The sequence below is a fragment of the Streptococcus sp. 544 genome, from assembly GCF_013277385.1.
Lineage (GTDB): Bacteria > Bacillota > Bacilli > Lactobacillales > Streptococcaceae > Streptococcus > Streptococcus mitis_BA.
Genome location: NZ_VMMU01000006.1, coordinates 51,070 through 71,519, shown reverse-complemented (window position 1 = coordinate 71,519; position 20,450 = coordinate 51,070). Strand labels below are relative to the sequence as shown.

The following is a 20,450-nucleotide window of genomic DNA, read 5'->3' as shown; positions in this document are numbered from 1 at the left end:
TGCTCAAAACTCTCTATTCTCTATTCTAATACAGTTTTGAAAATGCTGCCATTCCTGTTTTATAACAAAGAAATCTAGTCATTACTTTTAGTCTATTTTACTAAAGTTTAAGAGAAGGGAACTGGTCAGAACGGATACAGAACTAAAGGCCATGGCTAGACCTGCCAATTCTGGATTGAGAGCCAGTCCAACACCTGAAAAGATTCCTGCTGCAATCGGAATTCCGACAACATTGTAGATAAAAGCCCAGAAAAGATTGAGCAGAATTCGATGAAAGGTTTTCTTACTCATGTCAAAGGCACGAACCACTCCTAAGAGGTTATTGGTTGTCAACACCAAATCCGCTGACTCGATGGCGATATCTGTTCCAGCTCCCATGGCAATCCCCACATCCGCTACACTGAGGGCAGGAGCGTCATTGATACCGTCACCAACAAAGGCTACTTTTCCAGTCGCTTGTAGTTTATGGATTTCATGGGCTTTTTCTTCTGGTAATACACCTGCAATGACCTCTTCGATTCCGATCTGATCCGCAATAGCACGCGCCACACCTGCATTGTCTCCTGTCAGCATGACTGTTTTAAGACCACGTTTTTTCAACTGACTGATGGCTAGCTTGGCATTTTCCTTGGGAATATCTTGCAGAGCAAGCAAGCCTTTGATTTCATTGTCCACAGCCAAGAACACAACTGTCTTAGCTTCTTTTTCCAGTTCTTCTAGTTTTTCCTGATAAGTGCTTGAAATGTTCAGACCATCCAGCATTTTAGCATTTCCAAGCAGAACTTGTTTTCCATTGATTTGCCCTGAGACACCTTTTCCGTGCAAGGCTTGGAAATTTTCCACAGTATGAAGCTCAAGTCCAATTTCAGTCGCTCGCTGGACAATGGCCTCAGCCAGTGGGTGTTGAGAAGCTTCTTCCAAGGAAGCTGCCAATCCAAGCACTTCTACTTCGTCGCCGATGATATCTGTTACCACAGGCTTCCCTTCCGTCAAAGTCCCAGTCTTATCAAAGACAATCGTTTGAACTTTCTGGATTTCCTGTAGAACCATTCCATTTTTGAGAAGAACTCCCATCTTGGCACTGCGTCCTGTCCCTACCATAAGGGCTGTCGGTGTTGCCAGTCCCAAGGCACAAGGACAGGCGATAATCAAAACCGCCACCCCATAGAGAAGAGAAGACACAAAACTCGCTCCAAGCACGACTACACTATCCCTGAGCAAGACGAACCAAACCCAAAAGGTCACGATTCCTAAAATGACAACTGCTGGGACAAAAATGCCTGAAATTTTATCCGTCAAGTCCTGAATCGGCGCACGACTTGTCTGAGCTTTCTTCACAAAATCGACAATCTGAGCCAAAACAGTTTCTGAACCAACTTTTTCTGCTCTAAAAACAAGTGTTCCGCTATTATTGATGGTTGAGCCAATGACAGTATCTCCAACTGTCTTGTCCACAGGCAGACTCTCACCTGTCACCATAGACTCATCAATACTGGACACACCTTCGACTACAACCCCATCAACCGCAATCTTTTCACCGGGACGCACTCGAATCAGGTCACCTACCTTGACTTGTTCCAAAGGAACTTGAACATAGTGATCCTCACGCAAGACTTCTGCAGTTTTAGCCTGCAAGTCCAGTAATTTCTCCACAGCTTGGGACGTATTTTTCCGCATTTTCTCCTCAAAAACGGCTCCCATAAGAACGAAGAAGAAGATAAAGGCAGCACTTTCAAAGTAAACGGGGAGACCAGCGAAGAGGGCAACTAAGCTATAGAAATAGGCCACTAGGGTTCCAAGAGCAACCAAGGTATCCATGTTGGCATTGTGCTTTTTAAAACTAGCCCAAGCACTTTGGATATAAGGACCACCTGCTACTAGCATAATCGGTGTTGTCGCTAAAAAGCTTCCCCAACGCATGACTTGATGACTAATTCCTCCTGTCGACATCCCAATCATGAGAATCACAAGAGGCACAGTAAAGATACTAGTAATCCAAAAACGCTGTAAAAGTGATAGAGATTTTCGAGTCTTCTCAACCACGGTATAACTCCCCTTTTGCATCTTCATGCCACAAGAAAATTCATGTTGACCTATTTCTTGAGGGGTAAAACGAATTGTTTTCTCTTCGTCTACGCCGATTGGTTCCAAGATGTCTTCTTCTTCAAACAGAATTTCCTTATAACAGTTTGAAGGTGTCACACGGTGAAAGGTGATCTCAGCAGGAACTCCTTTTTGCAGTTGAATGTGGGCTGGATGGTAGCCTTTGTCTGCCGTGATACGGATTTTTTGAACACCATTTTCAAGACTTGCTTTTACAATTTCAGTCATATCATTCTCCTATTCTACAATCATCTTACCGTGCATCATATTCATGCCACAAGAGAAACCATACTCTCCAGCCTGCTCAGGCGTGATTTCCACTACATACTCTTCCCCCATAGGCAGGTCCGCATGTACACCAAAATCTGGAAAAACAATTTGGTCCAGACAGGGTGAAGGGTCCTTACGGTCAAAGACAATGCGGGCTGGCACTGATTTCTTGAGGATAATCAACTCAGGCGTATAGCCCCCCATGACCTCCACTCGAATCTCTTGGTAGCCGTTTTTTTGCTGGGCCTTTTGTCCAGATTTTTCAGGCTTTTTGAAAAACCAAAACAAGATAAACGCGATAAGGGCAATACAAATAATGGTTACAATACTATTTAACATGACGTCTCCTTTACATACAATTACATTTTACTTCTGTTACAGCGCTTGATTTCTTCTCTGAAATCACAGCTTCCAAGTCTTCTAAGTCAGCCTGAGTAAAATCACATTCAGCAATCAAATCAGCCAACAAGTTCTTAATCCTACGGGAACAAACTTTATCTTTAATATCTTGGACAAGCAAGTCTCGACTTTGGTCCAAAGTTAAAAGGGCTGAATAGACAAAGGACTTGCCTTCTTTTTTCCGAGTCAGGCACTCTTTCTCAACCAAACGAGCCAAAAGAGTTTGAATGGTTGACTTGGACCAGTCGAACCGCTCCGCCAGAACCCTGATCAAATCCGTACTGGTCTGCTCTCCTTGCATCCAAATAATCTTCATGACCTGCCATTCTGCATCTGAAATCTGCATAATCACACCTCCTAAATCTACATTTGTCGATTACAGTTATTAGTATACTCTCAAAATCTACATTTGTCAATTATAAAATCAATCTTTTCTTTGAAAAATAGAATTTTAATCATTTGAAAAACGATTTGCAGTCAAATATTACTATATAAACAATAAAAATATGCTATACTAAAGAAAAAAAGAAAACAACCACTAGGGGTGCGTAAAGCTGAGATTAACGACTGTTAGATCCCTTTGACTCAATCTAGGTAATGCTAGCTGATGGAAGTGGAAATGATAATGGGGACTAGCAGTCTTCTATTGCCTTCCTGAAACAGATTAGCTTGTTCTTAAGAATACAAACTTCAGTTGGTTGGGAGGTTTTAGATGACTTATTTACCCGTTGCTCTGACCATTGCAGGGACTGACCCTAGTGGTGGTGCTGGCATTATGGCTGATTTAAAGTCGTTCCAAGCGAGAGATGTCTATGGAATGGCCGTTGTGACTAGCCTTGTTGCTCAAAATACCAGAGGCGTTCAATTGATTGAGCACGTTTCTCCTCAAATGTTGAAAGCCCAATTGGACAGTGTCTTTTCGGATATTCCACCTCAGGCTGTAAAAACTGGAATGTTGGCAACTACTGAAATCATGGAAATCATCCAACCCTATCTTAAAAAACTGGATTGTCCCTATGTCCTTGATCCTGTTATGGTTGCTACAAGTGGAGATGCCTTGATCGACTCAGTTGCTAGAGACTATCTCAAAACAAACTTACTACCTCTAGCAACGATTATTACGCCAAATCTTCCTGAGGCAGAAGAGATTGTTGGTTTTTCAATCCATGATCCTGAAGACATGCAGCGTGCTGGTCGCCTGATTTTAAAAGAATTTGGTCCTCAGTCTGTAGTCATCAAAGGTGGTCATCTCGAAGGCGGTGCCAAAGACTTCCTCTTTACCAAGGATGAGCAATTTGTCTGGGAAAGTCCAAGAATTCAAACCTGTCACACCCATGGTACTGGATGTACCTTTGCTGCAGTGATTACGGCTGAACTAGCCAAGGGAAAAAGCCTTTATCAGGCAGTTGATAAGGCCAAGGCCTTTATCACAAAAGCTATTCAAGACGCTCCTCAACTTGGTCATGGTTCTGGCCCAGTCAACCATACAACTTTTAAAGATTAAGAAAAAAACTCTCTAGTTCCCACTTTAAGGGAATTAGAGAGTTTTTATACTCTTCGAAAATCTCTTCAAACTACGTCAGCTTCCATCTGCAACCTCAAAATACTGTTTTGAGCTGACTTCGTCAGTCTTATCTAAAACCTCAAGGCAGGGCTTTGAGCAACCTGAGGCTAACTTCCTCTTTGATTTTCATTGAGTATTAGTTAGGAAATAATGTCATGCAACTTTGTTAAAAAGGCTTGCGTTTTTGCCTCAATATCTTCTGCCTGCATCAAATCACGCACTACAGCTACTCCAACTATGCCAGTGCCCATAAGCTGGTCAATGTTCTCTGAAGTCAAGCCGCCAATAGCAACTACTGGAATGGCAACCGTTTGGCAAATTGTTTTCAAGGTCGATATCAGAGTGATGGGCGCATTTTCCTTGGTGGTGGTTGGGAAAATGGCTCCTGTCCCCAAGTAATCTGCACCTGATTTCTCCGCTTCCAGAGCTCTTTTTATTGTTTTAGCGGTGACACCAAGGATTTTTTCAGGACCCAAGACTTGTCGGGCAACCGAAACGGGTAATTCATCGTCTCCGATATGCAGACCTGCTGCATCAACCGCAAGACAAACATCCAACCGATCATCGATTATCAAGGGTACCTGATAGCCATCTGTTATTTCCTTGACTTGTTTTGCCAGTTGATAATATTGTTTGGTTGTGAGATTTTTTTCTCGCAATTGGACTATGGTAACCCCTGAACGGCAAGCCGTCTCAACCTTTTCAAGAAAGCTTTCCACAGAATCTTGGTAGCGATTGGTTACCAGATATAGTCTAAGTGCTTCTCTATTCATAAATATCTCCTTTGATGGCATCTAGCCAGTTTTCATCTCTTCTTAGAAGCGAAAGCTGATTGAGTACTTGGTAACGAAATTCTTCCAATCCCATTCCTTGAACAACTATTCTCTCAGCAGCAATATTGAGATAAGAGACTGCTAGGCAAGAAGCTTCAAAACCAGTCTTTCCTTGGCTGAGAAAAACGGCTGTTAAGGCTCCAACCAAATCTCCTGTCCCTGTTATCCAGTCTAATTCTGCACAGCCATTCTCCAATACAGCAACTTGATTCTTCGAAACGATGAGATCCTTGGGGCCAGTAACTAAGAATGACATACCAGGATAAAGCTGACACCAGTCTTTCAAGACTTGAAGTAAATCCTCAGTTTCTTGGTCTTTAGCACTCGCATCGACCCCAACGCCGTGGTGTTTTAAGCCAACAAGACTTCGAATTTCTGACATATTTCCTTTAAGGACCGTAGGGCTATTGTCTAAAAGGTCTTTAACTAAGCTCTTACGAATGACTGAAGCTGTTACGCCAACCGCATCTACTACCATTGGGAGACAAACTTGAGCTGCATAAGAAGCTGCCATACGGATTGCTTTTTCCTTCTCAGCTGACAAATGCCCCAAATTGATGAAGAGTGCCTGGCTTTGCTTAGTAAAATCAAGAACCTCACGGGAATCATCTGCCATAACTGGTTTACATCCCAAAGCCAAAATCCCATTTGCTAGCATCTCACAAGAAATCTCATTGGTAATACAGTGAATTAGGGAAGTCGTTTCCAGAGGAAAAGGATTTGTCAATGCCTGCATCAGTCTATCCTTTCACCAAAGAAATATCCTTGCACTTTTTTAAAGAATTCCTGCTTGATTAAAAATCGAAAGGCAATAAAGGAAATCGCTGTACCAATCAAGGTTGCTCCGAAAAATCGAGGAGTATAGATAAACCAGCTAAGCTTTGCAGCTGATCCTGTAAAGAGTACCATAACAGGATAGGAAACAATAGAACCAATAATACCTGTTCCCAAAATTTCTCCCAAGGCAGAAAAATAAAATTTTCGACCATACTTATAAAAGAGACCTGCAAGGAGGGCTCCAAAAGTCGCTCCTGTGAGAGCTAAAGGAGGAATCCCTTGAGTCGTCATACGGATAAAGGCTGTGACTGTAGCCATGGCCAAGGCATAAACAGGTCCCATCATGATTCCTGCTAGAATATTGACTACACTGGACATCGGTGCCATTCCCTCAATCCGAAAGATAGGCGTAAGGACTACATCAAGGGCAATCATCATGGATAAAATGGTTAATTTGTGAACTTGTAATTGGTGCTTTCTCATGTTTCTATTCTTCTCCTGTTTCTAAAGACTGTAAATCGCTCTTCCATGTCTGGTGTTGGTAAGCCATTTCCCAAAACTTAGCTTCCATGTGAACACTGATGTGGAAGGCATCTAACATTTTTTGCTTGTCTGTATCATCACTTTCGCGATAGAGCTGATTGACCAATGCTCCCTCCTCTCTGATCTGCTGCTCTAACTCATCCGTAATATAAGTTTCAATCCATTGTTGGTAGAGAGGATTTGGTGATGGTTTAAGATTAAGTGATTTGCCTATATCATGATATAGCCAAGGACAAGGCAGCAAGCTCGCAAAAGCAATGCCCAAGTTTGGCTCTGCAAATTGCCGATAAATATGAGAAATGTAATGATAACAGGTTGGAGCGATTGGATGTTGCTCCATTTCCTGATCGCTGATTTCCAATTCCTTGAAAAATTGTTGGCGGATAAATAACTCACCCTCCACTAGACTCTGAGCATTTTGTTTCAAGAGTCTTTTCATCTCTTGGTTTGAAGTCTTATCAGCCAAGAGGTGATAGGCTTCTGAGAAGGCCTTCAGATAGTAGGCATCCTGAATCAGGTAATAGCGGAAAATGGCAGGGTCTAAATTTCCCTCTTGTAACTGTAATACAAAGGGGTGATGAAAGGAAGCCTGCCAAGCTTCCTTTGATAATTCCATCGCAATATCTGTAAATTCCATAATAACTCCTTTATAAAAATAGACTGGTTTGAAGCAATAAAAAGAACAGCAGGTAGATGAATAGTGTCCTTTGAGGAATATAAAAAGTCCGATAGCGATCCTCCACCTGTGCATGTTCGTCATATCCATGCGCCGACAGGGCTCTCAGGTAAAGATGGCGCCACCTAAAGACTGTCATCAGAACCTTGCTGTAAATCAAGGGCGACCAAAAATGCAGTTCTTGACCACGTAATAGGCAAGCTTCTTTTAGGGACTTGATTTCTTGCTGAATGAGGGGGAAGGAATTGAATACCACAATCAAGGCATAAGCCCAAGACCGTGATAGCCCCTTTTGAGCCAAGTATAAAAGAAGCTCTTTTAGGGAAATAGAGGAAACAAAGACAAGACCAATACAAACGGTAACAAAGGCCCTCGTTCCAAGTATGACTGCCTGCGAAGCATCTCCATGTAACTGAACTGCCCAGTAGTTGGCAAAGGATGGCAAAATGGCAAGCAGAATCATCCAAGCCAATACTTTAAATCTACGGTAATAGAGCATAAAGAGAATACAAAATGCAACTACCGAGAGATTAAGAGCAATCGAAGGAATGAAAGATGTTTCCAAGGATAAAATCAGCAAAAAGAGACTGATAATCGGTGTCTGGGTTGCTACTTTGACCATACTATCTCACCTCCCCTTGGGTATTGCTACTCTGAGATGTGAGTGGTTTGGTAATTGTCACTGCTTTCACATGACTGAGACCCTGACTAGTCATCTCAATCCAATAATCAACCACAGAGATCAAGGGATCCAAACGATGGCTAATGATCAGAAAACTTCTTCCTTGATTTCTCTCCTCCACAATCCACTGACAAAAATAATGACAAGCTCTATCATCCAAACCTGCAAAAGGTTCATCTAGTAAAATCACAGAAGCCTTGCTGGTCAAGATGGTCAAGAGCTGAAGAATCTTTTGCTGACCACCACTTAATTGATAGGGACTCTTATCAAGTTCCTTCTCCAGATCAAAATATCGTAAGGCTTGAAGAATACGCTGATTTCTTTCAGAATCAGGTCCATCTAATTGAAGTTCCTCTCGCAGACTGGATCGAATAAACTGCTTCTCAGCTTCCTGAACCACACCCGTCAGGTCATGATACAAACTCTTTTTCTTTTTCAGAACTGTCCCCTTCCAGGTAATGCGCCCCTTATACTTTTGAAATTGAAGAATGGAGCGAAAGAGGGTTGATTTCCCGACACCATTATCACCCAAGATACAGGAAATTCCTTGGTAGAATGTGAAATCTGCAATCGAAAAGAGGGGGCGATTATTCAGCTCACAAGTTGTTTTGTCCATATGGAATAGTTCTGGGCTAGAAGCAACCTCCTTTGAAGCAACCTGTGTCATTTCAGAGGTAGGGATTTGAAACACTTCCCTTAGTTGACCATCTCTTAGCTCCACCATATGGTCAATATAGGCTTCATAGTCCGTTAAATCATGGTCGCACAAAATAACTGTCTTCCCATCAGAGACCAACTCTTTTAGAATCTCCAATATCTCTATCCTACTCTTGCGGTCAATGGAAGCGAAAGGCTCATCCAAGAGATAGACCCTAGGATTCATAGCAAAGAGAACAGCCAAGGCAGCCTTTTGCTTTTCTCCACCTGATAAGTGATGGATGGGACGGTGCAAGATCTTCTCACAGCGACATTGTCGAACCACCTCTGCTATTTTTGAATCAATTTCCTGAAGGTGATAGCCGATATTCTCCAAGGTAAAAATCAGCTCCTCAAACAAGCTCTCCATGGTAAATTGATGATTAGGATTTTGAAAGAGAATACCAACCGTCTGGACACGTTCGATGATAGAAAGCTGACTGACCTCGCTCCCATTTATCAGTACTTGACCGCTATAGGGAAGAGAACTAACTTGGGCAATCATTTGAAAGAGACTCGATTTTCCAGAACCACTGCTCCCAACCAACAAGGTAAAAGCTTGCTCATGAAAAGTAAAATCAATCGGTTCCGAAAAAATTGGGGACTGAATCTCCCGTAATTCCAGACCCATCTATGCTTTTCCTCCAGCTGCAAACTGATGATAAAGTTTGACAATGGCACGAACCAAGATGGTACAGAAAAAAAAGACGGAAATAAAACGTACCACTAGCAAGGAAAGTACAAAAGGCACTGAAAAGGCGTAGTAACCTAACTTAATGTATTCATAGACAAAGCTAACAAGCGTAATCCCAATACTATTGGCAGTTAGAGAGAGCCAACTTTCATAGCGATTCTTGGTTACGATAAAACCAAGTTCACTTCCCAAACCTTGAACCAAGCCAGACAAAAGGGCACCTAGCCCGAATTGGCTACCATAAAGGACTTCAGCAAGCGCAGCTAGCACTTCTCCAATCGTTGCACTTCCGACTCTCGGAACAAAGATGGCAGCAATGGGCGCAGCCATACACCAGAGTCCAAAAAGGATTTCATTGGCAAAAGCCTGTAAACCAAGAGGTGTTAAGAGTAGGCTGAGAATATTATACACATATCCTGAACCAACGAAAACCCCACCAAAAAAGATAGACAAGAAAGCAAGCAAAATAACATCTTTTAACTGCCATTTTTTCAACATAAAAAACTCCTTTTTAAAGAAAAGTGGGGTGCTCAAGGTGAGCTGCCAAAAGGCTTATACTCTTCGAAAATCAAATTCAAACCACGTCAACGTCGCCTTGCCGTACTCAAGTACAGCCTGCGGCCAGTTTCCTAGTTTGCTCTTTGATTTTCATTGAGTATTAACGTCCAGACTATCCTCTTTTAATAAACAAAAAAACTCCAATTACAAACGAGAATTAGAGTTCAGCTTACAAGATTAGACCGTTCTTTTCGACATACGAAAAAAACTTTTCACATTTCCCTTCGCCAGTATTAACTGTATCAGGTTCAATGGGTATCATCTCAGCCTAAAGCACCCCAAATGTCTTTATTATTTAATTATATAACTATTATAACAAATGATTTATTACAATTCAAGAAATTGAACTGGAAATACATCCTTGCACTCACAAAGATAGCAGATCTTTCTTTTGTAAAAAACAAATGACTTGTTTGATGGATTAGCCATTTGAGCTGAATTTGGACATAGCTTTTTAGAAAAGGGAAACTTCCACTTACTTAGAATCCAAGGATAGATACCTATTGTTCACTCATTTCTCGAACAGTTTTTTCTATATTTTTTGCATACGATATTGCTGAAATGATTGAAACACCGTCAACATTGGTCTTCATAATGTCTTTAATATGTTGCGTCTGTATCCCACCAATTGCAACTAAGGGCATTTGTGGCAATAGTTTTCTCATCAATTTAAGACCTTCATAACCTATAGCGCCACCAGCATCATCTTTTGACTGGGTATCAAATACAGGACCAACACCAACATAATCTACATATTCAACTTTTGACTGTTGAAATTCTTTCTCGTTCTTTATAGAAAGACCAATTATTTTATCTGGCATCAATTTTCTAATTTCATCAACACCAATATCATCTTGACCTACATGTACGCCATCAGCGTCAATTTTCATTGCCAAATCGATATCATCATTAACGATAAATGGAACATTATATTTTTTACAAAGATCCTGTAGTTTAATTGCTAATTCGACTTTTTCTTTACCTTCCAGGGCTCCCTCCCCTTTTTCACGAAATTGAAATAAGGTTATACCACCTTTTAAGGCTTCCTCAACAACTCTATATAGATCTTTACCTTGGCAAGTAGTCGTTCCACAAATAAAATATAGTTTTAATAATTCTTTATGAAACATTTTACTTCACTCTTTTGAATTCCTTTACATCTTCATCTGTAATCTCATATAAGGCATTTATAAATTCAACTTTAAATGTCCCAGGAAGATGCCCATTGGGGCGTTTTTCTGCCATTTCTCCAGCGATATTGTAAACCAACATTGCTGTTTCTAATGATTTCAATTCTTGACCTTTTTCAAGTCCGATAAAGCTTGCTATTACAGCACCTAATAAGCATCCTGTCCCAATAACTTTTGGCATCATGGCACTACCATTATGAATCGTTACCACTTCTCCATTAACAGCAATCGCATCAACTTCTCCAGTCACTACTATTGGAATATGAAACTTAGCGTTGGCTGCTAGAGCAATCTCATCAATATTATCCACACCAGCACTATCTACTCCTTTAGATGCCACATTTATACCTACTAAAGAAGCAATCTCTCCAGCATTCCCCCTAATCGCAGCTAGTTTGTAATTGTTGATTAAATCATCTGCTACTTTTTTTCTATATTCTCCTGCTCCACAGGCTACAGGATCTAAAACTGCTGGGACATTATATTTCTCGGCAATTTTCAGAGCAGCTTGGTATAATTTCCAATTATCATCCGTTAAAGTCCCAATGTTAATCAATAATCCTCCAGCATATTTTAATAGATCTTCTAAGTCTGCTGGGTACTCGCTCATAGCTGGTGAGGCACCCAGTGCTACTAATCCATTTGCTGTGAAATTTTTTACTACATCATTGGTTATGCAAATGACCAAAGGTGCTTTTTCTTTTAATAATTTTAAACTTGTCATATTGAAATCCTTCCTTTTCACTTTATACGATATACTGATTTCGATTTATCTCTATCTTTTGTTAAGAAATTTTTTTCATTTACATTGAATGATTTACCTCATCAAATTTGTAAATATCCTAAACTTTCTCTAGGCGTCATAACCAATATCAAAAAAGGCTAATTCTAAAGCGACCGCTTGATTCCAGCGTTGCTGAAGTTCTGTCAAATCTTCTCGACCTTTTCCGACACGATTGAGTTCGTCAACCAGAAATTGAACCCACTCTGCAAAGAAAGGAGCTCTGTGGAGATTGATCCATTCCGAATGAATATAGGCTTCAGGTAGAGCCAAATCTTTAGAACCCCAGTCTAAATAGAGACCTTCTGCAATGACCAGCATGACCAAAAGATGAGCATAGTCTGATGAAGTCACTGCCGAATACATCAGATCCTGAAAGGCTTTTGTTACAGGGTGCAAAGTCACTTCCAGATAATCATTCTCAGATACTTTTAACTCTTTGAAAGCCTTTTGGAAATAACCGTCTTCATCTGCTTCAAGAAAGCCTAGTTGCTTGGCAAAACGAAGCTTGGATTCAATCTGGTCTGCGTGGGCTACGCAGGCACCCAGCATGGATAAGAAGGCATCAAAGAAGTGATAATCTTGAATTAGGTAGTCTTTTAAGACCTTATTCTTAATTGTCCCTGCAAAAAGTTCCTTGACAAAACGATGATTGATTGCAGCCTGCCAATCCTTCTGACTATTTTTTAATAATTCTCCAACAGTCAAACCTGGCTCAAATGCATAAACCTGTGTTTCCATATTTATTTTTTCCTCTCTTTACTCCTTAGTAATCAATAAAACACCAAGAGATACCAAGTAAAATCCTAATTCCACTTGATCCTTTTAAAGAACATTGAGGGCATTTGCAGAGAGCTACCTAAACAAACCTATCCAGTTTATATAAACAAAAAAACTCCAATTACAATCAAGAATTAGAGTTGACTTACAAGATTAGATCGTTCATTTCGCCATACGAAAAAACGTTTCACATTTCCCTTCGCCAGTCTTAACTGTATCAGGTTCAATGGGTATCATCTCAGCTTAAAGCACCCCAAATGTCTCTATTATTTAATTACTGCACCAGTATAGCAAAAAATGAAAGCTCTAGCAAGATATTTGACCGAAAAATATCTTTATATAGTTTTTGATAGCGATTTATTCTTCCAATACACGAAGAAAAACCTCCACATTCAGTGGAGGCAATCTCTTTTATCAATACAATTTTAAGTCACGAGGGTCAACTGGGAAAGTTGGGTTGTATGGGTTGTGACGGAGTTTGAAGTGTTTAACATCTTCAATGGTCTGAGTTCCAGACAACTGCATAACTGTCTTCAATTCCGCATTCAAGTGTTCAAAGACTTGACGCACACCAACACTACCGCCTAGAGCCAAGCCATAGATAACCGGGCGACCAATAGCTACCAAGTCTGCTCCTGAAGCCAAGGCTTTAAAGACATGTTGACCACGACGAACACCAGAGTCAAAGACAATTGGCACACGTTTATCAACTGCTTCTGCTACTTCTTGAAGTGAGTCAAAGGCAGCTGGTCCACCGTCGATTTGGCGTCCACCGTGGTTGGTTACCCAGATACCAGATGCTCCCGCAGCAAGCGAACGTTCAACGTCCTCACGGCATTGTGGTCCCTTGACATACACAGGAAGTCCTGAGTATTCAGCGATAAATTCTACATCGCGTGGAGACAAGCGTTGTTTAGCTGATTTGTAAACAAAGTCCATTGATTTACCAGCACCTTCTGGCAGGTATTCTTCAACAATCGGCATGCCAACTGGGAAGACAAAGCCATTACGCTTATCCACCTCACGATTGCCCCCTACAGTAGCATCTGCTGTCAAGACAATCGCTTTATAACCTTCAGCCTTCACACGATCCATGATGTGGCGGTTAATGCCATCATCTTTACTAAAGTAAAATTGGAACCAATGAGGTGTCCCTTGAAGGGCTTCAGAAATCTCTGGAAGGTCAACAGTAGAGTAAGAACTGGTTGTATAAAGAGAACCGAACTCATGCACACCACGCGCAGTCGCCACTTCACCCTGTTCATTCGCTAATTTATGAGCCGCAACAGGCGCCATAATGATTGGTGAAGACAATTTTTCGCCTGCAAACTCAATCTCTGTACTTGGATTTTCTACATTGCAAAGTGTATGAGGAACGATGAGTTTGTGGTTAAAGGCGCGGATATTCTCTCTTAAAGTGAAAGTATCTTCCGCCCCACTAGCGATATAACCAAAGGCTGCTTTAGGGATCACTTGTTGCGCCATTGGCTCCAAATCATAGGTATTGATGAAATCTACATGACCTTCTGCATTGCTTGTTTTGTATGACATAAACTGTCCTCCTTGATTAAGTAAGCGTTTGCTTTTTGCTATACATCTATAATAACTCTTTTTTCAATCATTTTCAAGAGTTTTGCTTAAAAACCATCTTATTTTTTCATACAATATACTATCCTTACTTTCCTTAAACTCTAAACTTTAGTCGATATTAAGTGAATCGTTGAGATCTTTTGCTACCAGGCATTTGAACTACTTTTTTATTTGCTGATTCTATCTACTAATGCTATAAAAAACAAGTGAATAAGACACCAGAACATCCTCTAATAGGGCCTAGGGACTTATATCAATCCCATATATACTGTTTAAGCAAGATACTATCCTAGTTGACGCTAACTTCCTATCCTACTTATTAATTTTTATTTATAGTGAATCTGAACAAATCAATTGGAGAATCCAAGTCAATTTCTAGTACTTTTTGAAAAGTTTCAGCATACTATCGTAAAATGAAATAAAACATGCGCAAATTGATTAGGGAATTTAAACCAATTTCTAACAATGTCTTAGAAGTCAAAGTGTACTATTTCAACTTCAATACACTATACTTCATTTTCTCCTTAAATTCAGTCTCTTTTTTCATCAAAAAATCCCCTGGCAAGTACCAGAGGATAAGAGCTTATTTCATTGTTGGGAAGAGCAATACATCACGGATAGTAGTTGTATCCGTGAGGAGCATGCAGAGACGGTCGATACCGATTCCCAAACCACCTGTTGGTGGCATACCATATTCAAGGGCTTCGATGTAGTCGTAGTCGATACCTGTCGCTTCATCGTCACCAAGTTCTTTAGCTTTAGCTTGGGCTTCAAAACGGCTAAGCTGATCGATTGGGTCGTTGAGCTCAGTAAAGGCATTACCGTACTCCTTAGTCATGATGAAGAGCTCGAAACGGTCAGTAAAGCGTTGGTCTTCAGGATTTTTCTTAGCCAGTGGAGATACAGCTACTGGATGTCCATAGACAAAGGTTGGTTGGATTAAAGTTTCTTCAACAAACTCTTCAAAAAAGGCATTGATGATGTGACCAACCTCAGTATAGTGTTTCTCAACAGGAACTTTTTTCTCAGCAGCGATAGCTTTAGCTTCTTCCAAAGTCATGTCTTGCCAGAAATCGACACCAGTAATTTCTTTGATAGCATCCACCATGTGAACACGTTTAAATGGTTCGTTGATTTTTATTTCAGTTCCTTGGTAGTTGACTGGACCGTCGCCCTTAACTGATTTAGCAGCATGTTGGATAATGCCTTCCGTCAAATCCATGATATCTTGGAAGTCAGCATAAGCTTGGTAGACTTCGATAGAAGTAAACTCAGGGTTGTGAGTAGCATCCATTCCTTCGTTACGGAAGATACGGCCAATTTCATAGACGCGTTCCATACCACCCACGATAAGGCGTTTCAAGTGAAGCTCAGTCGCGATACGAAGCACCATGTCAATGTTTTGGGCATTGTGGTGGGTGATAAATGGACGGGCAGAGGCACCACCAGCTTCGTTGTGAAGAACAGGTGTTTCCACTTCAAGGAAACCTTTTTGGTCAAGGTAACGACGGATTTCAGAGATGATTTTTGAACGAGTGACAAAGCGTTCAAAGCTTTCACGGTTAGAAATCAAGTCAAGGTAACGTTTACGGTAAATTGTTTCAACGTCTGTCAAACCATGGAATTTCTCTGGTAGAGGACGAAGAGCCTTAGACAAGTGTGTGATGTGAGTAGCCTTGATAGAGAGTTCTCCCATATCTGTACGCATCACTTCGCCTTCGACACCAAGGAAGTCACCAAGGTCTGCTTTTTTGAAGATTTCGTAGTTTTCTTCACCGACAGCATCCTTACGAACGTAGATCTGGATTTGGCCTTCGCGGTCTTGAAGGTGGGCAAAACCTACTTTACCTTTACCACGTTTGGTTACCAAGCGTCCTGCGATAGTAGCTGTTTCGTTTTTATCATGTAATTGTTCTTTATCAAGGTCAGCAAATTTATCTTTTAATTCTTGTGAATTTGCAGTGCGTTCAAAGCGTTTTCCAAAGGGATCGATTCCTTGTTCACGGAGCGCAGCCATTTTTTCACGGCGAACGATCTGCTGGTCATTTAGTTCTTCCATATGTTCTGTTGACATGGGATCCTCCTAGATTTACTCAAAATTGAATACGATGAGTCATTTTTTGCGATACTCCCATTTTATCATAAATAAGCAAGAAATTCACGGATAATCTTTCAAAACTAAAAAGAACTTGACGCTAAGATTACTGAGCCAAATCACTGAAAAGACTGGGATAAGCAAGAAATTCCAAAATATCAGAAAAGGGATCTGACAATATTTATGGATTATACTTTAACCCTTGTAACTTTCATGACGTGTGCTACTTTTTATATAAGAGCAAGCCAAGCAAATCTAAAACTGAAACAATTGACGTAAAAAACATTAACAACTTGAATCTTGTCATTCATACACCTGATATGACAGAATAGTATAATTTTTAACCTTTTAGTCTTTTGATTTTTTACACCTCTTGCCAATTCTCTTGGTCTTCCTTAAAGCGTTTTAGAAGGTCGAGTCCTTCTGGCGTGATATAGCCTTCTTCTTGGGCTAGGTGGATGAGTTCACTGTAGTTAGAAAGCGTCACCAATTTCACACCAGCATCTGCAAAGTTCTTATCTGCTTTTGGCAATTGGTAACTAAAAATCGCTACAACTCCAAGTACATCTGCTCCTTCGCGTTTAGCTGCTACTACGGCTTCAAGAACAGAACCACCCGTTGAAATAAGGTCTTCAACCACTACCATTTTTTGACCTTGAGCTACGCGACCTTCGATTTGGTTACCAGCTCCGTGGTCTTTTGGTTTGCTACGGATGTAGGCAAATGGCAGGTTCATCTTGTCAGCAATGATGGCTCCGTGAGGAATCCCTGCTGTTGCAGTTCCTGCAATGACTTCTACCTCAGGAAAGGCTTCTTTGATAGCTTCCACAAAGCCATTTTCAATTAGGGTACGAGTTTCTGGATAGGATAGTGTCACACGATTATCAGTGTAAATCGGTGACTTGATACCAGATGCCCAAGTGAAGGGTTCCTCTGGTTTGAGGTAAACGGCTTGGATTTTCAAGAGGTGGCTAGCGATATCTTTGGCAAGTGTCATGGTCTTCTCCTTTTATTTTTCTAAGCTAGTTCTTTAATTCCAGTCCTGTGTCCATTCATCCTTGATGGCATGATAAGCTGCAACAGGATCCTCAGCTTGGGTAATGGGACGTCCCACTACGATATAGTCACTGCCGATTTGATAGGCATCAGCAGGTGTCATGACTCGTTTTTGATCTCCAACTGCAACACCAGCTGGACGAATCCCTGGTGTCAGACAGATAAAATCTGGATTGGTAGCCTGCTTGATGACTTGTACTTCCTGAGCCGAGCAAACAACACCATCCAAGCCAGCTTCAGCTGTCTTCTTGGCATAGTGAATCACAGACTCTTGCAGACTGGTTTGGATATTTTGAAACTCCTGCATCTGAGCTTCTGACGTTGATGTGAGCTGAGTTACAGCGATCAATTTGGCTTGACTCCCAAGACCTTCACGCGCCGCCTTCATCATCTCTACACCACCAGCCGCATGGACATTAGTCATATCGACACCAAGCTGAGACAAGACCTTCATGGCTGACTTGACTGTATTGGGAATGTCATGAAGTTTGAGATCCAAAAAGACACTATGACCCAAACCTTTTAAGTAGGACACAATCTCAGGCCCCGCTGCGTAATAAAGCTCCATCCCTACCTTGAGATAAAGGCTTTCTTCTGCTGGGAAAAGAGCTAAAAATTCCTTGACCGCCTCAAAACTAGGAAAATCAAGAGCAATGATTGGACGATGTTCTCGCATAGGTTTCTCCTTTTACCTTTACTAGTGAGAGAGTCTGGCCAACAGAAGCCACGAAAAAAGGAACCTGCCAACAGCAAGGTTCCACGAAAAATGGGTAGTCTCCACCCTTTCACCGTCTAACCTTAGCTGCCTCTCTGGACTGCTTTAAAGGTTTTTTACTATTCTATTATTTCTACTAGCACTTGTCAAGTAAAAACAGCTAAATCCATGTTGACTGCTATTGAACACCTCACAAGACTCTTTCCAAAAGAATAGTTAAAGACTTTCACTTCGGACAGAGAAAAAGAGTTTGCTTGTTACCCTTTAATTGAACAAATGGGAATTCTGTTTTATTTTGCGGATGCCTATTCATCTTGGCAAAGGGGAAGTAATGAGAATGCGAATGGACTTCTTCGTGAGTATTTTCTTAAACCGATTTGGCAACAATTACCGAAAAAATCCTTAATGATGCTTTGCTAGCTTATTAATCACCGTCCCCAAAAATACTTGGATTACAAGACAGGTTTTGAAGCACTTTTTGAAGCACTTATAGAGGAGATTTAAAAATGTTGCATTTTTTATTGCAATTTATCAGTTATCTTATCACCCAAAACTTCTGCAATTAGTATGAGCACTATTGTTATTTTTCTTTTTTCGTACACTCAAATCAAAATATAGCAATAAGACTATTCTGTAGAATTGCTGTCAAAAAGATCAGTTCATTTTTTCCTTCCCACTTGTGTTTATAATCATTAAAATAACTCAATTAAGAAATTTTCTTTTTCCTAATAGTTATCGTAATTAAAGTTAATAGAAGAACAATCCAAATAAGTAGTGTTAGATTAGGAATTAGAGTTTTATTCCATGAAAATTCCTCCCATTTTGTGAAAAACTTAGTAAATAGTCCCATAAAACTATAATCTGTTATCTTCGCAACTGTCTTATCCAAACCAGATAGCATCGGTAAGAAAGCAACTAAAATCATAGCAGGAAGACTGATAACCTGAGCTACTACTTGGCTCTTCGCGGTTAAACCTATCAATAAATAGAATAAAATGATGGATAAAGAGGTTAGAAGAACGATTGTAATATAATTAAAAGTATGTACAATTGTAACTCCTAAAATAAGAGGAGTAGTTCCCATAATCACAAAAGTTAGCAAAAAAGGAAGAAACATAGTTGATAAAATGTATTCGGAGCCTTTAACACCACTCAACAGAAGAGTTTGTAAATTGTACTTTTCTTTTTCTTCAGACAAGATAATAGTTATAGGACTTCCAACAGCCAAAGCCAAAGAAAAAGGTAAACACATCATCAAAAGAACTAATGCCTGTTGATCGTTGACCTTCCCCTGTGTTTCCATAAGATATTTATAAAAATATGTGAAAGCAAAAGGCACTAAAACTTGCAATAAAATACTCTTATTGGAAAGGATGATTTGACAACGCAACCATACCAAAGCCAGAAACCGTTTAAGCATTTAGCTTTCCTCCTGTTAATGTGATAAAAATATCTTCTAAAGTAGGCTCACATGAATGAATTGAAAAAATATTTTCCAGATCAGCCTGAGATACCTGTTCTAGTGATGTAAAATCAAAAGTTATCTGATTCCCATTATAATCTGTAACCTTAATCTTTTTATCTTTATTATATCTTTGAATGAGTTCAGAAGGAGCTCCTTGCTCAACTAATTTCCCTTTATTTAATAAGGCAACATAATCACATAAAAGAGTTGCTTCATTCATATCATGAGTCGTTAGAAAAATCGTTGTCCCTGCTGTTTTCAATTCTAAAATTAACTCATGAATTGTTCGAGAAGTTGTGGGATCTAGACCTGAGGTCGGTTCATCCAGAAAGAGTACAGCGGGTTTGTTGATAAGAGCTCGTGCTAAAAGCATTCGTTGCCTCATTCCAGTGGATAATTTTCCTGCTACCATCTTGCGACTATCATATAATCCTACTCGCTTTAACAAATTATCAACACGTGATTTACTAATATTATAAAATTTACTATAAAAAAGAAGATTGTTATACAGAGACATTTTCTCATAAAATCCACTTGTATCGCTAACCAATCCAATTCTCTTTAATTCACCGCTTGTTAAATTTTGAGATTTTTGTCCCAAAATAATAGATTGTCCTTTATCGGCAAGGAGCTGCCCAGTCAGAATATTAATCGTTGTGGTCTTTCCAGAACCAGATGGTCCTAAAAATCCAAAAATCTGACCTTCTTTAACAGTGAAACTTATATCATTTAAAGCTATTTTATCACCAAAACTTCTTGATAAATGGCTAACTTCAATCATACTCATTGCCCCTCCTTTATATTCTACATTTTTACTTAACATCTATTTACTTAGCTTTATCAAATAAACGTCTTAAAAAAAACAATAACATTAAGCATATAACCGTTAGCAAGATTGTTTCAATATTATTGATAATATGATACATTCTCAAGCAGTATAAAATAATTATATATATGCAAATGCTCATTATACCTATTTTTTT

The 20,450-nt window shown here is 40.0% G+C and carries 20 protein-coding genes, 1 pseudogene and 3 riboswitches; of the genes and pseudogenes, 2 read left to right on the top strand and 19 right to left on the bottom strand.

What is annotated here, in order from left to right; translation table 11 throughout:
• Positions 1–87 precede the first annotated feature (87 nt).
• From HT728_RS03000 to HT728_RS02990, 3 genes are read right to left on the bottom strand one after another with little or no spacing between them, the layout of a single operon-like run.
• Positions 88–2,331, bottom strand: a complete 2,244-nt coding sequence (locus HT728_RS03000; protein WP_173233695.1) for a heavy metal translocating P-type ATPase — start codon at positions 2,329–2,331, stop codon at positions 88–90.
• Positions 2,332–2,340: 9 nt separating this feature from the next.
• Positions 2,341–2,712, bottom strand: a complete 372-nt coding sequence (locus HT728_RS02995) for a cupredoxin domain-containing protein (RefSeq protein WP_000935061.1) — start codon at positions 2,710–2,712, stop codon at positions 2,341–2,343.
• Between the two features lie 10 nt (positions 2,713–2,722).
• Complete coding sequence (locus tag HT728_RS02990; protein ID WP_001167204.1) at positions 2,723–3,118, bottom strand: CopY/TcrY family copper transport repressor; 396 nt, start codon at positions 3,116–3,118, stop codon at positions 2,723–2,725.
• A 184-nt stretch (positions 3,119–3,302) separates the two neighbouring features.
• Positions 3,303–3,401: riboswitch (TPP riboswitch) on the top strand.
• 83 nt (positions 3,402–3,484) lie between these two features.
• Here HT728_RS02990 and thiD point away from each other — a divergent pair.
• Positions 3,485–4,276, top strand: coding sequence for a bifunctional hydroxymethylpyrimidine kinase/phosphomethylpyrimidine kinase (gene thiD / locus HT728_RS02985; protein ID WP_112443463.1), 792 nt, complete (start codon positions 3,485–3,487; stop codon positions 4,274–4,276).
• Positions 4,277–4,476: 200 nt separating this feature from the next.
• Here the strand turns inward: thiD and thiE (HT728_RS02980) are convergent, their stop codons facing one another.
• The 14 genes from thiE (HT728_RS02980) to pyrF all read right to left on the bottom strand — a co-directional run bounded on the left by thiE (HT728_RS02980) (position 4,477) and on the right by pyrF (position 17,963).
• Positions 4,477–5,109, bottom strand: a complete 633-nt coding sequence (gene thiE, locus HT728_RS02980; protein ID WP_173233693.1) for a thiamine phosphate synthase — start codon at positions 5,107–5,109, stop codon at positions 4,477–4,479.
• Positions 5,102–5,905: a hydroxyethylthiazole kinase gene (locus HT728_RS02975; RefSeq protein WP_173233691.1), complete on the bottom strand. Its 804-nt coding sequence runs from the start codon at positions 5,903–5,905 to the stop codon at positions 5,102–5,104. The genes thiE (HT728_RS02980) and HT728_RS02975 overlap by 8 nt, the downstream gene beginning before the upstream one ends.
• Positions 5,905–6,429: an energy coupling factor transporter S component ThiW gene (gene thiW, locus HT728_RS02970; RefSeq protein ID WP_033685230.1), complete on the bottom strand. Its 525-nt coding sequence runs from the start codon at positions 6,427–6,429 to the stop codon at positions 5,905–5,907. Before thiW ends, HT728_RS02975 begins: the two co-directional genes overlap by 1 nt.
• Before the next feature lie 4 nt (positions 6,430–6,433).
• Entirely contained in the window at positions 6,434–7,126 is a 693-nt protein-coding gene (tenA, locus tag HT728_RS02965) for a thiaminase II (protein ID WP_173233689.1), read from the bottom strand.
• 10 nt (positions 7,127–7,136) lie between these two features.
• The gene (locus HT728_RS02960; RefSeq protein ID WP_164226382.1) at positions 7,137–7,787 is read right to left on the bottom strand and encodes an energy-coupling factor transporter transmembrane component T; all 651 of its coding nucleotides are present in this window, start codon (positions 7,785–7,787) and stop codon (positions 7,137–7,139) included.
• Between the two features lies 1 nt (position 7,788).
• Entirely contained in the window at positions 7,789–9,174 is a 1,386-nt protein-coding gene (locus HT728_RS02955; RefSeq protein WP_173233687.1) for an ABC transporter ATP-binding protein, read from the bottom strand.
• A complete protein-coding gene (locus HT728_RS02950; RefSeq protein ID WP_173233684.1) occupies positions 9,175–9,735 on the bottom strand; it encodes an ECF transporter S component in 561 nt (186 codons plus the stop codon).
• Between the two features lie 262 nt (positions 9,736–9,997).
• Positions 9,998–10,086, bottom strand: a riboswitch (TPP riboswitch).
• Between the two features lie 209 nt (positions 10,087–10,295).
• On the bottom strand, positions 10,296–10,925 hold the full coding sequence (gene thiE / locus HT728_RS02945) for a thiamine phosphate synthase (protein ID WP_173233682.1): 630 nt from the start codon (positions 10,923–10,925) through the stop codon (positions 10,296–10,298).
• A 1-nt stretch (position 10,926) separates the two neighbouring features.
• Positions 10,927–11,709: a hydroxyethylthiazole kinase gene (gene thiM, locus HT728_RS02940; protein WP_171043530.1), complete on the bottom strand. Its 783-nt coding sequence runs from the start codon at positions 11,707–11,709 to the stop codon at positions 10,927–10,929.
• Positions 11,710–11,838: 129 nt separating this feature from the next.
• On the bottom strand, positions 11,839–12,507 hold the full coding sequence (locus tag HT728_RS02935; protein WP_173233680.1) for a TenA family protein: 669 nt from the start codon (positions 12,505–12,507) through the stop codon (positions 11,839–11,841).
• Positions 12,508–12,723: 216 nt separating this feature from the next.
• A riboswitch (TPP riboswitch) is annotated at positions 12,724–12,812 on the bottom strand.
• Positions 12,813–12,960: 148 nt separating this feature from the next.
• A complete protein-coding gene (lctO, locus tag HT728_RS02930; protein WP_049531486.1) occupies positions 12,961–14,097 on the bottom strand; it encodes an L-lactate oxidase in 1,137 nt (378 codons plus the stop codon).
• 622 nt (positions 14,098–14,719) lie between these two features.
• Entirely contained in the window at positions 14,720–16,210 is a 1,491-nt protein-coding gene (gene lysS / locus HT728_RS02925; RefSeq protein ID WP_050207953.1) for a lysine--tRNA ligase, read from the bottom strand.
• 385 nt (positions 16,211–16,595) lie between these two features.
• The gene (gene pyrE / locus HT728_RS02920; RefSeq protein ID WP_023935748.1) at positions 16,596–17,228 is read right to left on the bottom strand and encodes an orotate phosphoribosyltransferase; all 633 of its coding nucleotides are present in this window, start codon (positions 17,226–17,228) and stop codon (positions 16,596–16,598) included.
• 33 nt (positions 17,229–17,261) lie between these two features.
• Positions 17,262–17,963, bottom strand: coding sequence for an orotidine-5'-phosphate decarboxylase (gene pyrF, locus HT728_RS02915; RefSeq protein WP_001206717.1), 702 nt, complete (start codon positions 17,961–17,963; stop codon positions 17,262–17,264).
• Positions 17,964–18,281: 318 nt separating this feature from the next.
• Between pyrF and HT728_RS10770 the strand changes: the two are divergent.
• Positions 18,282–18,506: pseudogene (locus HT728_RS10770) on the top strand (IS30 family transposase); the annotation flags it as partial.
• Positions 18,507–18,708: 202 nt separating this feature from the next.
• Here HT728_RS10770 and HT728_RS02905 read toward each other — a convergent pair.
• Both HT728_RS02905 and HT728_RS02900 read right to left on the bottom strand, forming a co-directional pair.
• Positions 18,709–19,422: an ABC transporter permease gene (locus HT728_RS02905; RefSeq protein ID WP_000919275.1), complete on the bottom strand. Its 714-nt coding sequence runs from the start codon at positions 19,420–19,422 to the stop codon at positions 18,709–18,711.
• The gene (locus tag HT728_RS02900) at positions 19,415–20,248 is read right to left on the bottom strand and encodes an ABC transporter ATP-binding protein (protein ID WP_078836279.1); all 834 of its coding nucleotides are present in this window, start codon (positions 20,246–20,248) and stop codon (positions 19,415–19,417) included. The genes HT728_RS02905 and HT728_RS02900 overlap by 8 nt, the downstream gene beginning before the upstream one ends.
• Between the last annotated feature and the right edge of the window lie 202 nt (positions 20,249–20,450).

Bases quoted from the DNA above. Each gene is read 5' to 3' on its own strand.
- HT728_RS02990 (WP_001167204.1), bottom strand. From the start codon at position 3,118: ATGCAGATTTCAGATGCAGAATGGCAGGTCATGAAGATTATTTGGATG.
- pyrE (WP_023935748.1), bottom strand. From the start codon at position 17,228: ATGACACTTGCCAAAGATATCGCTAGCCACCTCTTGAAAATCCAAGCC.
- HT728_RS03000 (WP_173233695.1), bottom strand. From the start codon at position 2,331: ATGACTGAAATTGTAAAAGCAAGTCTTGAAAATGGTGTTCAAAAAATC.
- HT728_RS02900 (WP_078836279.1), bottom strand. From the start codon at position 20,248: ATGATTGAAGTTAGCCATTTATCAAGAAGTTTTGGTGATAAAATAGCT.
- thiM (WP_171043530.1), bottom strand. From the start codon at position 11,709: ATGACAAGTTTAAAATTATTAAAAGAAAAAGCACCTTTGGTCATTTGC.
- HT728_RS02905 (WP_000919275.1), bottom strand. From the start codon at position 19,422: ATGCTTAAACGGTTTCTGGCTTTGGTATGGTTGCGTTGTCAAATCATC.
- thiW (WP_033685230.1), bottom strand. From the start codon at position 6,429: ATGAGAAAGCACCAATTACAAGTTCACAAATTAACCATTTTATCCATG.
- HT728_RS02960 (WP_164226382.1), bottom strand. From the start codon at position 7,787: ATGGTCAAAGTAGCAACCCAGACACCGATTATCAGTCTCTTTTTGCTG.
- HT728_RS02935 (WP_173233680.1), bottom strand. From the start codon at position 12,507: ATGGAAACACAGGTTTATGCATTTGAGCCAGGTTTGACTGTTGGAGAA.
- pyrF (WP_001206717.1), bottom strand. From the start codon at position 17,963: ATGCGAGAACATCGTCCAATCATTGCTCTTGATTTTCCTAGTTTTGAG.
- HT728_RS02995 (WP_000935061.1), bottom strand. From the start codon at position 2,712: ATGTTAAATAGTATTGTAACCATTATTTGTATTGCCCTTATCGCGTTT.
- thiE (WP_173233682.1), bottom strand. From the start codon at position 10,925: ATGTTTCATAAAGAATTATTAAAACTATATTTTATTTGTGGAACGACT.
- tenA (WP_173233689.1), bottom strand. From the start codon at position 7,126: ATGGAATTTACAGATATTGCGATGGAATTATCAAAGGAAGCTTGGCAG.
- HT728_RS02955 (WP_173233687.1), bottom strand. From the start codon at position 9,174: ATGGGTCTGGAATTACGGGAGATTCAGTCCCCAATTTTTTCGGAACCG.
- thiD (WP_112443463.1), top strand. From the start codon at position 3,485: ATGACTTATTTACCCGTTGCTCTGACCATTGCAGGGACTGACCCTAGT.
- lctO (WP_049531486.1), bottom strand. From the start codon at position 14,097: ATGTCATACAAAACAAGCAATGCAGAAGGTCATGTAGATTTCATCAAT.
- thiE (WP_173233693.1), bottom strand. From the start codon at position 5,109: ATGAATAGAGAAGCACTTAGACTATATCTGGTAACCAATCGCTACCAA.
- HT728_RS02950 (WP_173233684.1), bottom strand. From the start codon at position 9,735: ATGTTGAAAAAATGGCAGTTAAAAGATGTTATTTTGCTTGCTTTCTTG.
- lysS (WP_050207953.1), bottom strand. From the start codon at position 16,210: ATGTCAACAGAACATATGGAAGAACTAAATGACCAGCAGATCGTTCGC.
- HT728_RS02975 (WP_173233691.1), bottom strand. From the start codon at position 5,905: ATGCAGGCATTGACAAATCCTTTTCCTCTGGAAACGACTTCCCTAATT.